General features: G+C 56.3%; 17 protein-coding genes and 1 pseudogene. 12 read left to right on the top strand and 6 right to left on the bottom strand.

Going from position 1 to position 12,037, the window contains the following annotated elements; translation table 11 throughout:
- The first annotated feature begins 524 nt into the window (after window positions 1-524).
- Complete coding sequence (locus BLR13_RS41160; RefSeq protein ID WP_171944900.1) at window positions 525-731, top strand: hypothetical protein; 207 nt, start codon at window positions 525-527, stop codon at window positions 729-731.
- On the opposite strand, the gene BLR13_RS28975 is transcribed toward BLR13_RS41160, so the two are convergent.
- The 4 genes from BLR13_RS28975 to BLR13_RS28965 form a co-directional block, all read right to left on the bottom strand.
- Window positions 683-979 carry a PilZ domain-containing protein gene (locus BLR13_RS28975; RefSeq protein WP_074816795.1) on the bottom strand — a complete coding sequence of 99 codons (297 nt, stop codon included), beginning with the start codon at window positions 977-979 and terminating at the stop codon, window positions 683-685. The two genes, BLR13_RS41160 and BLR13_RS28975, sit on opposite strands and share 49 nt — an antisense overlap.
- 11 nt (window positions 980-990) lie before the next feature.
- Complete coding sequence (locus BLR13_RS28970) at window positions 991-1,248, bottom strand: PilZ domain-containing protein (RefSeq protein WP_074816797.1); 258 nt, start codon at window positions 1,246-1,248, stop codon at window positions 991-993.
- 678 nt (window positions 1,249-1,926) lie between these two features.
- Window positions 1,927-2,178, bottom strand: coding sequence for a hypothetical protein (locus BLR13_RS40585; protein ID WP_143039621.1), 252 nt, complete (start codon window positions 2,176-2,178; stop codon window positions 1,927-1,929).
- 83 nt (window positions 2,179-2,261) lie between these two features.
- On the bottom strand, window positions 2,262-2,444 hold the full coding sequence (locus BLR13_RS28965) for a hypothetical protein (protein WP_074816799.1): 183 nt from the start codon (window positions 2,442-2,444) through the stop codon (window positions 2,262-2,264).
- A 354-nt stretch (window positions 2,445-2,798) separates the two neighbouring features.
- Between BLR13_RS28965 and BLR13_RS28960 the strand changes: the two genes are divergently transcribed.
- From BLR13_RS28960 to BLR13_RS42700, 3 genes and pseudogenes are all read left to right on the top strand, one after another.
- Window positions 2,799-3,041 (top strand): hypothetical protein, encoded by a 243-nt coding sequence (locus tag BLR13_RS28960; protein ID WP_074816801.1) that lies wholly within the window; start codon window positions 2,799-2,801, stop codon window positions 3,039-3,041.
- Between the two features lie 2,153 nt (window positions 3,042-5,194).
- Window positions 5,195-5,734 carry a hypothetical protein gene (locus BLR13_RS28950; protein WP_074816804.1) on the top strand — a complete coding sequence of 180 codons (540 nt, stop codon included), beginning with the start codon at window positions 5,195-5,197 and terminating at the stop codon, window positions 5,732-5,734.
- A 59-nt stretch (window positions 5,735-5,793) separates the two neighbouring features.
- Window positions 5,794-5,901, top strand: a pseudogene (locus BLR13_RS42700) (PEPxxWA-CTERM sorting domain-containing protein); the annotation flags it as partial.
- A 211-nt stretch (window positions 5,902-6,112) separates the two neighbouring features.
- On the opposite strand, the gene BLR13_RS28940 reads toward BLR13_RS42700, so the two are convergent.
- The gene (locus BLR13_RS28940; protein WP_074816806.1) at window positions 6,113-7,042 is read right to left on the bottom strand and encodes a hypothetical protein; all 930 of its coding nucleotides are present in this window, start codon (window positions 7,040-7,042) and stop codon (window positions 6,113-6,115) included.
- A gap of 563 nt (window positions 7,043-7,605) precedes the next feature.
- Here BLR13_RS28940 and BLR13_RS40575 point away from each other — a divergent pair.
- Together BLR13_RS40575 and BLR13_RS28935 are read left to right on the top strand one after the other, a co-directional pair.
- A complete protein-coding gene (locus BLR13_RS40575; RefSeq protein ID WP_154070734.1) occupies window positions 7,606-7,779 on the top strand; it encodes a hypothetical protein in 174 nt (57 codons plus the stop codon).
- Complete coding sequence (locus BLR13_RS28935; RefSeq protein ID WP_074816809.1) at window positions 7,776-8,054, top strand: hypothetical protein; 279 nt, start codon at window positions 7,776-7,778, stop codon at window positions 8,052-8,054. Before BLR13_RS40575 ends, BLR13_RS28935 begins: the two co-directional genes overlap by 4 nt.
- 48 nt (window positions 8,055-8,102) lie before the next feature.
- Here the strand turns inward: BLR13_RS28935 and BLR13_RS28930 are convergent, their stop codons facing one another.
- Window positions 8,103-9,056: a hypothetical protein gene (locus BLR13_RS28930; RefSeq protein WP_074816812.1), complete on the bottom strand. Its 954-nt coding sequence runs from the start codon at window positions 9,054-9,056 to the stop codon at window positions 8,103-8,105.
- 233 nt (window positions 9,057-9,289) lie between these two features.
- Between BLR13_RS28930 and BLR13_RS40570 the strand changes: the two genes are divergently transcribed.
- From BLR13_RS40570 to BLR13_RS28915, 6 genes are all read left to right on the top strand, one after another.
- Window positions 9,290-9,460 (top strand): hypothetical protein, encoded by a 171-nt coding sequence (locus tag BLR13_RS40570; RefSeq protein ID WP_154070735.1) that lies wholly within the window; start codon window positions 9,290-9,292, stop codon window positions 9,458-9,460.
- A gap of 43 nt (window positions 9,461-9,503) precedes the next feature.
- Window positions 9,504-9,695 (top strand): hypothetical protein, encoded by a 192-nt coding sequence (locus BLR13_RS28925; protein WP_074816815.1) that lies wholly within the window; start codon window positions 9,504-9,506, stop codon window positions 9,693-9,695.
- On the top strand, window positions 9,692-10,111 hold the full coding sequence (locus BLR13_RS42470) for a DNA-directed RNA polymerase subunit alpha C-terminal domain-containing protein (RefSeq protein WP_074816818.1): 420 nt from the start codon (window positions 9,692-9,694) through the stop codon (window positions 10,109-10,111). Before BLR13_RS28925 ends, BLR13_RS42470 begins: the two co-directional genes overlap by 4 nt.
- Window positions 10,112-10,394: 283 nt before the next feature.
- A complete protein-coding gene (locus tag BLR13_RS40565) occupies window positions 10,395-10,706 on the top strand; it encodes a hypothetical protein (RefSeq protein WP_143039622.1) in 312 nt (103 codons plus the stop codon).
- Between the two features lie 51 nt (window positions 10,707-10,757).
- Window positions 10,758-10,907, top strand: coding sequence for a hypothetical protein (locus BLR13_RS40560; RefSeq protein ID WP_154070736.1), 150 nt, complete (start codon window positions 10,758-10,760; stop codon window positions 10,905-10,907).
- Between the two features lie 586 nt (window positions 10,908-11,493).
- Window positions 11,494-11,949, top strand: a complete 456-nt coding sequence (locus tag BLR13_RS28915) for a hypothetical protein (protein ID WP_074816821.1) — start codon at window positions 11,494-11,496, stop codon at window positions 11,947-11,949.
- Window positions 11,950-12,037 lie beyond the last annotated feature (88 nt).

The following is a 12,037-nucleotide window of genomic DNA, read 5'->3' as shown; positions in this document are numbered from 1 at the left end:
CCAAGCTAACTTGTTTCCAGAGCGGGTCGCCCATGAAGACCGGACTCTGCGATCACAGGTGCGCACCATGCGCGACGAAATTTGCTTCATGCGGATTCTTGCCGTAACGGTCGTAGCGATCGCCCTGTTCGCGTCGAGGCTATTGGCCCTGATGTTTACGTGAGGACGACCCGGCGCTAACACCTTGCCGTCTGGCCGCAGCGCAATTGAATTAAAACTCACTTAACCATCTTCGCGCCTGGGAGGCGTCGTTACCATTTCGTTCAGGGGTTTGACCGACTTTGAAGCATGGCAACTCAGAACGCTCGCGCCCTTTTGGATAAGATCGAGACGTGCCGCAGCCTGGCTCGGCACACAACGAACCCCGGCGCGTTACGCATGCTACAATCGTTGATCAATGAATATTCCGCGAGCGCATCGTTGAGCAAGCGCTCGGAAGCCGCAGCTTCAGGGGCCGTCGATTGCCGTTGATGCCAACGAGCCTGACCGTACCCGTCGCGAACTCCCACTACATTCGATTTCCGATGGAAGACGGTACGAAATACGTTACGGTGCATATTGCAACTTACTGGGTGAAGAAGCGCGCTGAGCGTGACGGTCGGAACAACGCTGACCAGCGGCTACTTTACAATTTCTATCGCGATGAGATAGAAGCCGCCGCGAGCGCGAAGTATGATCAGGCCTACTGTGAAGGAGCGGATGTGGTGCTGGTCGCGAACGATTTAAGATAGCCGGCGTCATCCTTGAATACGACGCCGATCCGATTTTTCATGATCCATACGATCCTACAGTTCCGGACTATGCGATCGCTCTTGAACATCAGGTCGAAGTGCTCTGGGATATAGGCCACGTCGGGAACGTCGATGGCGGCACCCTGTCGGGAAATATCGCTCACCTGACAGCAAATGCTCGATCCGGAAACGGAAATATATGCCGTTTCCTCGATCTTTGTGCGTACGTGCTTTCGTCGCTCTTCCATCGGCTGTCCTGCTAATGGAACGCCACGCCGATGTGGCGTTTATCGCGCCAAACCACCTTGCATGAATACACCTTCCTCTTCTGCGAGGCAGCTATCAGCGTAAAGCAATCTGGAATGCCAACCTGCGTGCTGACATCAAGCGCCGCGCCCTCTTCCGATATGTTGCGAAGCGTACAGCTTATCGACATATCGCCAAATCTTATTAGTGCCATTACGAGCACACGCTGCCGCTTGGTTTTTCGGATCTCTTTTACTTCAACTACTGTCATTGAAGGCACCTATGACGACCGTCCGATGCAAAGCAAAAGTGAGACGGGGCCCGTCGGCTTTCTTGGCATCACGAACGCTGCCCTGAGTATGTGAACCGCTGCTTAAATCTATATCGGGACGACCCGTTTAAGCCTAACGAGTTGGTAATTTTGAGGGTACACCAAGATCCCGCGTAGCAGCTTGAGCGGCGCGCAGCTTATCACCACCAACGACGGCCTGTGCCTTGCGGCCAGTCCCGTTCCAAGGCATTGATAACTTGCGGTAGGCGCCAAACCACGCTTTCATGAGGCTGATGGGCACCAAATCTCGCGAATATTTGCTCGGCTCATGCAGGCACCCGAACCAGCTTTAAGCCGCGTTAATCTTTGATTAACCATCCGGGTGCACCCTTCGTCTCGGAATTGCGACGGAACCGGACGCCGGGGCCGGCAGTCGCAAGGAAGGAGCCGACGGCGTCGCGCCCGTCGGCCTTTTCTTAGCTGCCGTGGAGTTGTTTGCGCTCGCTAGCGCCGCGCCCCATCACTCCAAGAGTGAATGCTATTGCACGTGCCTGAAGCGGCGCCTCTCGCGTTCACGACCGCAATGCGTTGAGCCGCTTTTTGGAGAGTCGCGCCTCGGGCATCAATTCGCCTTCCAACTCCCGGTAGCCGCTTGCCTCGGCTGACGTCACACTCGTCTCAGGCGAGAATTTTGAATTTAATATTTGCCAGGGAATTGCCTACACTTTTTTCAGGCCGAACATTGAAACGGAAGCGATCGGACATCATGCCCAAGCAGCGCCGCAGCTCCGCGTCACTATCTTTAAGATGATTTCGAACCTCGCGGCGTTCAAAAGTAGTGACCGCCGGATCTGCAATCCGACGCCATGCTTGTGTTTGCCAATCCTTTAAGTCACTTATTTTGCGACTTAGAATATCCATGTCAGTCATGGTTTCGCCCCGCTCGATTGTCAGCGGGCTTAATCCATAATCCTGATTCCTAAAGATTCCTTAACCAGCTCAAGTGATGACAATCAGGGCGCCGATTTAGGGGCGCGAGGCCAGTACTTCGCTTTGGTCGAAATCCAATCCTTCGCCTCTGCTTCCGTGCCGAAGTCGCCGATATGAGAATCCGGACCCTTTCCGGTTTTTACCGCCACGAACCAGCGGCCGCTTGTATTCTTCTCGGGTCCGAATTGGGGGAATATGTCTTCCATGATCGACTAGCCATTTCTGACGATGGTCGCATCCGCACGGTGCGACAAGTGTCTGACGGTGGTGATCGTCGCGAAAATCACGGCGACGCCAAAGGCGATCGACATAACCGAAAACACGAAGCGTGGGCCCATACGCGCGCCCATTTATTCAACCGGCACTGACCCAATTACGGCCCCGCAGTGAGCCGGGAGTCAATCCCCCGCTAGTCGGACTTCTTCAATATTCGTGCAGCACGCCGCTGGTCCTCCCACAGCCACGACGCGCACTAGGCTACCAACGCCTCCCACGAATCTGGTCAGGGAACCAAACAATTCCCCGCCCGTTGAGACGCGCTTCACGAAAGCAAAGGTTGAATGGCAGACATCAATAAGCTCGCCTGGGCTCAAGTTGGGCGCGTTACAGAACCTGGCCGCTACATGTTCAAGTTCGGCTTGCTGACGATTGCGGCTGACGATCTCTATATTTGGGAGAGATACCCAAACGCAGCTTTCACCCTGGTCGGTACGAACCTGAACGGACAGACCGAAGCCGAAGAATTTAGACTGGGGACGTTCGAACTGCGAACCAATTCCAATTATTCGGAAGGCGAAGAATGATAGCCGGCCTTTCAGTTCGACCTTTCCGCGCGACCCGCGCCTCGTACCGATGGTCGTCAGACCACACTTCGATTACGCGATGCCGATCCGAATACTGCCGCGCCTCCTGTTCCGCCGGCCCCATCGGTCGCGATTAAGTCGTGGCGTGCCAGCGCTACGGCGCTGCTACGGCTATCTCGAGGTGCGATGCCTCGGCTGCGGCACTCATCAGACTGTGGCGCTGGACATCATTCGCCGGCCGAAGACCACGCCGATCCATGAACTGGAGCGATATTTGCGGTGCAAGCAGTGCTCGGAGCTTCAGGGTCGACCCGTCCAATCAACGGTGTTCGAATTGATGGCATAGCTGAACGGGGACGTCGTTCAATCGACGTAAGCGCCCGCCAGTCCGACGATCGGCGCGATCGGCGGCCCTCGCGCGACTGCAGGAACCGCAAGAAAACGGTCCAAGCTTCAGGAAGGAAGCGTGGGCGGCAGGTGTTGCGGAGCTATCAACCAACGCACACTAGCTCAATTTGCTGCTCGCCAGCGGGTTCCATCGAGTAACTGTTTTGAATCTGCGAGTGGCAAAGAAACGGCCCTATCCTCAGGAGGGAATCTGGAGCCGGTACCGATAAATCGTACCCCATTTGGGGGATGACTTCCAAAAGATCGTATGGCTCATCCAGTCTGGCTGAGGGTATTTCAGGGTTCTCGGTGACTGACCCGCGCCGCCCAAGCGAACATATTCCGCTTGAGCGGCGCTGCCCTTTTCAGTGACCTAATTTGATTCAGCGAGTGACCTATTCGGCTAATACCGGAGGAAGCGGGACTGGCCTGTTTCGACCCGCGGTGGCCTCGTCTCCACAGTGGCCTACTTTGAACTGTTCACTTCGGAACCGAAGAAGGCCCTTCGGCAAATTATCACCGGCCTGCAAACCCGACGGTCAGGACCCGTAGCAGGAGGCGTGTCAAGCAGCGTCGCCGATCCGCTTCTCACACCTTTGAAGAGAATATAGCGCCCGAGAAAGCCAGGCTGGGAGCCCAGATTGCCACGCTGAAACCTGGCCCCGAGACGGACGCCCTAGACAAGAAGATCAGGCAGATAGACACCGCATCTTGGGGCTCCGGTCGCTGGAATAGGGAACGGCCTGGTTTTTTTGCCCCAAAATACACCTAGCCCCCCCTTCTAATGCGTGGTGCCCCCCACCACGGCAACGGCCGGGTACTGGCCTAGTTCGACCCTCTGTGATTTATTTTGATTTTGGCAGTGGCCTAATTTGACAATTACCACTTTTCCCCGAAACTCAGGAATGGGCACTGGGGGATGACCGATGGAGATATTCAGAGCTGAGAAAATTGGAGAGACTGCAGGCAATTCAAGCCGGGAATGCCGCGCTTGCGGCGCAACGCTGAAGCTAATCAGAGTCGTGCACTTCCCGGACAGGCAAGCAGTCATTCGGGCGTTCGAATGCGATTGCGGTGAGCGTATTTGGGACGAGTAAGGGCGCCTTAGTTGGCGGCCTCTTCGATTTCCAGAACAACTTCGCTCCAGCAGTGTTGAGCTTTTCGCGATCTTTGCCGATCCGCGAATGAGCTCCCGCGCCTGCTCCAGACTGATGCTGTGCTTGTGCGCGAGATAGCCCGCGTCGTAGGGCTCGGTCGTCAACTTCGCGCGCTGCTGTGCCTTGATGGTGCGCCGGTCTGCACCCGGCCCGATTTGGTCCATACGCCTTGCCTTTAGTGCAATCTGTGAGGACGTCGCCGCCCGATCACGATAGTGCCCGTTTGGTCCATTCCAAGTTAAGTGGGGACGCTCATTAATTCTCATTCTGTTCCCGACTTTTTTCCAGATTCACGGTGTCGGCCGGACATCATTTGGAACGACCCGCAGTGCCGCCTTCCCGCGCCGTCAGCCCGAACCCGCGCGACCGCGGCCGTCAACGATTGCCCCTCAGGGCGGCTTTCGCGCGCGAGAGTGGACATCACCCACGCTCGTTCTGCTTGGTCAAGGCGTGAAGCCCTCCGCACCTGCGCAGCAAAAGACGGTGGTTTAGGTGTGGGTGAAATCGCCGGTGGGTACATTTTCATTGTGAAAGGTTGAATGTTTCGGTAGCAACTACCTTGACTAGAACAAAAAAGAGCAGGTCGCTCGATCAACGTGGGGAGTTTCCGTGAAATTGAAGTCGTTCTTAGCCGTATCGATCACCGCGGCGGCGTTGGCGCTTGCCATCGCGCCTGCCAGCGCAGATGTCGTCAACAACACAAATTTGGCCGCTCCCGGTGTTTATTACGGAGCGGGCAACGTCAATGGTGGCTTTATCACCGATACCGAAGGCGGCATTGAAATCGGCTTTCGCGCGAAATTGTACGGTGTCGTCGATCCGACCGGCATTCTCACACCGAGCAATAATGTGTACTTCGCCCCTGTCGGTGTCTCTCCGCTGAAATCAACCCGGGCTGCCTGGAATTTCGACTTTTCGGTCAACCCCGGCGGTCACTCACTGAGCGGCGCCACGGCCCTGATCACTATCGAAGACCTTCGCACCGGCCTCTCGATGTCCTTCGATCCGGCTGGGATTATTGACAACGCTCATTCACTTGGCGCCCCCGGCGGTTATCAAAACAGCGAAAATCTCATCTTCGCGGCCTTTGGTGGTCCAATCGGCTACAACCCGAATGTCAACGACACCTTCAAGTTCGACTTTACCTGAGCGGGGGTGACCTTGGGGCCACTTCTCTGAAGATCGAATCTTTCGTTCAAATTGGATCCGGCGTTCCCGAGCCGTCGACCTGGGCAATGATGATCCTTGGCTTCTTTGGCGTGGGCTTTATCAGGTATCGCCGGCGTAACCAGAGCGCCGCACCTAGCGCCGCCTGATCACCAGCCCGATCAGTATCTGCACGGGGACCGCCCGCGCGCTTGACATTCAGCTTAACAAACGAGTCTAGTGGCGGCTCCGGTAAAATTATCTACGATCAACGCACCGGACATTTTCCCCAAGCGTCCGGGCCCACACCAGCGAAGCCGTCAGGCGATCATATTACGCCTGGCGGCTTTGTCGGTACCCCTCTCCTTAGTCGCTGAAGCCCTAGCTACCCGGCTGCAGGTCATCTGAGGCGGCCTCGTACCACTCAAGCTCACAAACCACGCTCGCTTCCACTGAAAACTCAGCGCTGAAGTGCTTGGCATTCTCTGCCAGCATTCGACGGGCGGCCTCTTCTGCTTCTTTCTTGGAATTACACTTTTCGTGAAAGCTGCTTACGGACTCGCCGCTGTGGTGGGTCACGTCCCAGCGCAGGATTTCAACGGTCGCATGCCATATGCCCGCGCCGGTGCGATGCCGCTTCAGGATCTCCCGCCGCAGCTCGGCGGTTTCGCTTACGGCGCGCCAGAGGGGGCTATTCTGATCGGCCTTCGCCATCTGAAGCGCTTCGAATGAAACTCCCTTGAGAGATGGTTCCGCAAGGCGTTCTAACTGGCCACCTATGCTCCAAACCTTGCTTTGGATTTCCTTGACCGCCTCCTTCGCCTCCCACGTCATGGACGGAGGCTTCGGGGCGATTCCAGTTGCTCGCTGAACCTTGGGCGCACCCGCGCGCTTCCTATTCCAAATATCGTCGGCAATCAGGTCCAGGTCTTCCTTTGAAAGCGTCCACCGGTTCTCCCGCTCCCACTTTTCGCGATTGAGCTTTGGCGAAAGATCAACGACCTTCCCGGGCTCTGGGTTGCGCTGCGCCCGTTCAAGCGCGCGGTACGTCTCCATGGCAGCAAAGCCGGAGGCTATGAGGTCTTTGTGCACCTCACCGTTCTCATCGAACGTCAGGAAAGAGCCGTCGGCCCTCTCAACCTTGACCGGCTTCCCGGCCTCCATTGCCACGAGGACATTGGCGACCTTCTGTTTCGTGCCGGCGAACTGCGGCATCGCGTCCTTGCCGTGCGCGAGTCCTTCCATGAGGCGGTGCGAGATACGTTGGAGACCATCCTCCACGAAGAGATAGAAACGTACTCCCAAACCCATCCGGAGCCTCCTGTCAGGTCAACGGGGGAGCATCATCCAGTTGATCTCTCTCCGGCAAGACAACCAAGGTCGGGTTTTTCCGACAAATGGGCGGACTGTCGTTCGAACGAAACAGTCCTGAAGCCATTTTACCACCAAGTTGAAGTCGTCCGGACACGCCACAAGGCTAAATTGTCCGCTGGGCCGGCTGCCTATGATGACCGGCCTCTGCGGTCCTAGGTGGTCATTATGCGCGACGAATTTACTTCATACGGATTTCTTGCCGTGACGGTGGCGGGCATCGCCCTGCTGGCGTCGGGCCTATTGGCACTGTTCTTTACGTAAGGGCGAACCAGCCACTCCGCGGCTCAACATTAGCCCCGCGCCGCGCTGTGCTGGCTTTAGTGCGTTTAGCGCCTTGCCCGAGGGGATAGCCACGCCGTCGGTCTAATCCGATGGGCGAGTCAACGGCGCGGTACAGGCCGAGCAGAGGCAAGCGCTCACCGGCCCCAACCTAGCCCCCCAGTTCCTATTGTCGGAACCGGAAGTGGCGCCTACTTTTCGCATCTTTCGGGGGGTGGCAAATGGCGTATTTCATCCATGCCCGGGATGCTGCGGGCGGCATCACACTGCGACGGGAGAGCCGGGAAGCCGCGGTCAAAAAAGCCGAGGTTCGAGCGCTGATTTGGTTAAAAAAGCAATTCCCCACCCCGGGGAAAACGTGGTCGCATGGCCTCACTCTGGAGGCCCGCACATGACAAGGCCCGCGAGTCCCGACGCGCACGTCAATTTCGATGCGCCGGCCATCCTTCGGAAATGGCCTTCACTCAACAATCAGCGGCGCACCGCACGCACCGGCCCGTATTTGCTGTTCGACGGCACGCTGGATGAGTGCATCCGGGAGCTCGTGGCCAAGCCGGCTCCCATGCGACACCTATATGAGATTCATACTTCACCACAGCCCCCGTTGGTGGATGCCGTCTTGTCGGGTGAGATCGTCGCTGAACTCGCGCGGCTTCGGGATTTTCTCTGACGCAGCGCTGATTTGGTTATCCCCCTTTTGGGGCGCGCCTCGGCGCGTCTAGTCCCAAAGCCCGCAGGTGACCGTGTCACCCCTGGTCATCGACCCGTCGTCAAATAGAACCTCGTCCAGTGATACCAAGGTGGCATCACCGAACTTAACGTATTTCGTTGGGTACAGCCTATTTAGCTCTGCGATATAGCCTTTGACGCGCGCAGGAACTTCCTCGCGCTTCAGAGTACCGCCGAGCAGATCTTCGAAAATGCGTGCCACGATATCGTCTCTGTGCGGGTTGCCTGCCGGGATCAGACTGCGGATCGCCTGATAGTCGTTGTTCGAGTTGCGTCGTGCGGCCGTGCGAACGCGCGTCTGTCGAATGCGCTGGCCGCGACTATTACTTTTGCTGGTCGCCCGCCTGACGAATTCGTCGAAGTCCGGATTTAATTCTCTATAGCGATATAGCACGTTCGACCGCACAAGGACCAATGACCGGTCTACCTTCCCGCCGCCGGTCACCTTGCCATTGGTAATCTCGCCTAGAGAAACACCTCGGCTCAACTTCTCTTTGATCTGGTCGAGTACAGGCAATATCGTATGCGTCGGTGGGTTTTTGAATGCGTGACGCCAGCACGCCAGACAATTTCGGCGGCCTTTGTGCATCATCACATTGTCTGGCATCATCGCGTGCAAGCCCTTCAGACACATTATCTGTGTTGCACGCTTCTTTGGATTGGAAGCTTTTTCTTTAGCGATGAAGCTAGCTCTGCTGGCTTTGCGCGCTTCAGATCCCCACTGCGGGTTTAACTCGCAATGCTTGTTGAATCGATCGAACGAGCAAATGTAATGCTCGCCCGCGCTGGTCATGTTTGTGATCGTTTTGCCACCGTAAAGTCCGAGCATGAACTTGCTGGCCAACTCTGGCGTGAGCCCTGGCGGCATACCTACCCATTTGTAGTGGGCCGCCCGCATTTTCTCAGCGCGTGACTGCCCATAAGATAAGCGTTCGTTCTCCATGTCTCCGCTCCATCAGCGCGGAATTGCGCCGACAGATGCAGAACCCGAGTCGCGGCGGGCCGGTGGCGGCCTACGCCATTGCCTTTCCATAGTCGAAGAGGACCGATTTTGAGTCGGCTCCTTACTCAACCGCGCTGGTCACGGGCTGAGATGCGGTGCAGAATGACCGCCGGCTGGTCGACTCGGGCTGAAGGCGAAGGGGAAATGAAGATCGACAGCACAACGAGGTTGCCATGATCTCAGTTTTGATTGGGGTTTTGATCATCGTCGTCATCGGCGCAATCTGCTTTTGGGCCATCGACAAGTTCGCCACCGACGGTCGGCTAGCAAATTTGCTCAAGTTGCTCGTGGTGCTCGTTTGCCTTGGCGCGATTGTGCAACGAGTGCTGCCGCTGACATATTAGCCAATGCCCCCGGCCTTGTAGGGCTGGCGCTGAGGGTGAAGAAATGACGACGGCTGACCAATACCGTTTGAATGCTGCCAACTGCGCTCAGATGGCGGAAACGGCTGAAAATGAACCGGACAGGAATCGGTTCAAGCGGATGGAAGATGCCTGGCGCGCTTTGGCTGAAGAGCAAGATTGGTTGGACGGCGAGCGGTCACCGGTCGATCCATCTAAGAAGGCGAAGGGGAAATGATCCGCAAAGAGAAAAGCACCGATCCTGGTCTCTCCACCGCAGAACGGAAGGTTCTTAGGGGAGCCGAAGCAAAAGACGCGATGACCGAACATGAGGACGCGCAGCAGTCGTTCCACGAAAACCGCAAACGATTGCGGGCAGAGCGCTTAGAGCGAGAGGCTGCAGAAGGACCAATGCTCTACCCCGCGCCCGAATTGCCGGATGATACGCCGCTCGACAAAGTCAAATTCTCTACCCGGATTCGGAAGGCGATATCGGCGGCTGGGTGGAGAACAGTCGGCGAGATCCGCGAGGCTTCCGACGAAACGCTGTTGAGCCTACAGGATCTAGGAAAAGGATCCGTGTCCCACTTAAGAGACACGTTGGGCCTGCCATCGACTGACGGCGTTCGACCCCATACCAAAAAGCCGACCTAATTTGCGTTAAAAATCCATCCCCTTTCGGGGCGCAGTGACCACTCAGCAACAGATTTTTTGTTCCTGTTCGGGAACAGCGCATTTTAATTTACCCTTAGTAATATGTGGCCTTAGCTCTGCTCACCGGGGCTGGACAATTTCATAAGCATCAATTTTCGAACCCGGCGAGCCGCGGCGCGCGAATGCCTGCGGCTTTTTTGCTGCGTCCCTGCTCTCCCCGCTAGTCATCGGCTTGGATGCGGTTGCAGTACAGCAATTTCTCTCGCGGGTCGGAGGCTGTGAAATGCGTATTCCAGCAATTGCAGCGCTTCTCGCGTTGGTCTCGGCAGCCAGTCAGGCCGGGGAATATCCGTCGGCGTGCCGCGGCTTCACGAGTTTTCCTCAAGGCGATTTGGTGCAGCCTGCGCGACCGCCATGCCTGGATTATCTCGTTGACCGAGTATCAATCGAGATTTGCCAGCCCCTCATGGATCTCTACCAGATCGAGGTTCGCGCCTACGTCGATTGCCTAAAGAGTGAGAACAGCGCGATCATCGATCGTTTCAACGATGCGGCCAAGAAATTCAACTGTGCCCAAAATGGACGGTTGTGCTGAGCAATCAGGTGATTTCTCTGTGAGTCCGCTACAGCAATGGGGGATCGCACAATGCAATATCGTGAGATCGATTATTCGTTGTTCGGCGAAGCGGACGGCAGATGGTCGTGGAAGCTGCACCCGAAGATCCAGCCGGGTGGCATGCGCGAAATCATGGGGCCGGGTGTGAAGCCCTGTGGCCCTGCCAAAGGGCAGGATTGAACCGAAACCCATGAGTTGAGTGAGCCCAATGAACAATACGCCCTCTGCATCGATGGTCAGTCAACTCATCGTAGCGGCATTTGATCTAAGCCGATTCACGAACCATGATATTTACAAGCGATGGGTCGCCGCGACTTGATCGATGCGATCGACGACTATGCCGAGAAGCTGACCGGAGATCGGCGCGCGCTGCACGCGCAGGGTCACAGCATCGGAGGATCGCGTTGAAGCTAGCGAACGAACGGCCTTTCGCCCGATCCCGGCACGCCGATTGACTCCGGGTTGCAAAGTCGCTTCATTGCTCCTTTCTTATGGCGCCGGATTTTTCCAATGAAGGTACTGACTGCTTACGTGATCGAGCAGCTGCGCGCCTCGCGCGAGGAGTTACTCGCAATCGCGAACGACGAATTGACCTATGAGCGCATAACTGAATGGAAGACAAAGTACTGGGAGTTGGCGCTAGTTCCTGCAAGCCGATTGCCCGGTCACGTCCATTTTTGCAACTCGTTTTGTTTTTGTCATCCAGGCAGTTCCCCAGCAGGCTCCGCTGCCGGTCGTACAAGACTTGCGCGCGAGAGTAGTCGGAATGCTGGACGAAAATATTCGGGGAATCGACTCAACCCAAATTGTAGAGACGATCTATGAGGCGAATATCAAGAAGGTAAAAGACACAAAGCTCGCTGCGCTGCTGAATGAGTTCAATGCAATTAAGGAAGCGGCCCCGAACGCTGCCGCGGTGCTGTTTCGAACGATTCTCGCACTTGTCTTACAGGAAAGAGCCAAAATTAAAGCGCCCACCGATTCACTAGCCACCGCGACCGATCTGTCGCTCGAACCTAGTATAAAAAAATCGCTTGGTAGTGGTCATCCAAAGATCTTTGATGGCGCCGAAGAACGGCTACTCAAACGCTTTCTAACCGGTGGGCAGAAGGATACGTTTGACAACGTGGCTCACAAGCCGGGCTCGAATGCGTTAGTGGCTAAGGAAAATCTCTCGGACGCAGTCAATCTTTTGAACGGCCTATTGCCGACGCTTTTCTAACGTGGAAATTGGACTTGCGCCTACACACCGCACTTGGATTAAATACGGCTATAGCACCCAAGGCTCGCGCCGCGAGTCAATCCCCATC

It is taken from the genome of Bradyrhizobium ottawaense (assembly GCF_900099825.1).
GTDB classification, from domain to species: domain Bacteria; phylum Pseudomonadota; class Alphaproteobacteria; order Rhizobiales; family Xanthobacteraceae; genus Bradyrhizobium; species Bradyrhizobium ottawaense_A.
The sequence above is the reverse complement of the archived record's forward strand: the minus strand, read 5'-3'. Positions and strand labels throughout refer to the sequence as shown.

Coding starts and splice junctions, on each gene's coding strand:
- BLR13_RS41160 (WP_171944900.1), top strand. CDS start 525: ATGGAAGACGGTACGAAATACGTTACGGTGCATATTGCAACTTACTGG.
- BLR13_RS28975 (WP_074816795.1), bottom strand. CDS start 979: ATGGAAGAGCGACGAAAGCACGTACGCACAAAGATCGAGGAAACGGCA.
- BLR13_RS28970 (WP_074816797.1), bottom strand. CDS start 1,248: ATGACAGTAGTTGAAGTAAAAGAGATCCGAAAAACCAAGCGGCAGCGT.
- BLR13_RS40585 (WP_143039621.1), bottom strand. CDS start 2,178: ATGACTGACATGGATATTCTAAGTCGCAAAATAAGTGACTTAAAGGAT.
- BLR13_RS28965 (WP_074816799.1), bottom strand. CDS start 2,444: ATGGAAGACATATTCCCCCAATTCGGACCCGAGAAGAATACAAGCGGC.
- BLR13_RS28960 (WP_074816801.1), top strand. CDS start 2,799: ATGGCAGACATCAATAAGCTCGCCTGGGCTCAAGTTGGGCGCGTTACA.
- BLR13_RS28940 (WP_074816806.1), bottom strand. CDS start 7,042: ATGGGTTTGGGAGTACGTTTCTATCTCTTCGTGGAGGATGGTCTCCAA.
- BLR13_RS40575 (WP_154070734.1), top strand. CDS start 7,606: ATGGCGTATTTCATCCATGCCCGGGATGCTGCGGGCGGCATCACACTG.
- BLR13_RS28935 (WP_074816809.1), top strand. CDS start 7,776: ATGACAAGGCCCGCGAGTCCCGACGCGCACGTCAATTTCGATGCGCCG.
- BLR13_RS28930 (WP_074816812.1), bottom strand. CDS start 9,056: ATGGAGAACGAACGCTTATCTTATGGGCAGTCACGCGCTGAGAAAATG.
- BLR13_RS40570 (WP_154070735.1), top strand. CDS start 9,290: ATGATCTCAGTTTTGATTGGGGTTTTGATCATCGTCGTCATCGGCGCA.
- BLR13_RS28925 (WP_074816815.1), top strand. CDS start 9,504: ATGACGACGGCTGACCAATACCGTTTGAATGCTGCCAACTGCGCTCAG.
- BLR13_RS42470 (WP_074816818.1), top strand. CDS start 9,692: ATGATCCGCAAAGAGAAAAGCACCGATCCTGGTCTCTCCACCGCAGAA.
- BLR13_RS40565 (WP_143039622.1), top strand. CDS start 10,395: ATGCGTATTCCAGCAATTGCAGCGCTTCTCGCGTTGGTCTCGGCAGCC.
- BLR13_RS40560 (WP_154070736.1), top strand. CDS start 10,758: ATGCAATATCGTGAGATCGATTATTCGTTGTTCGGCGAAGCGGACGGC.
- BLR13_RS28915 (WP_074816821.1), top strand. CDS start 11,494: ATGCTGGACGAAAATATTCGGGGAATCGACTCAACCCAAATTGTAGAG.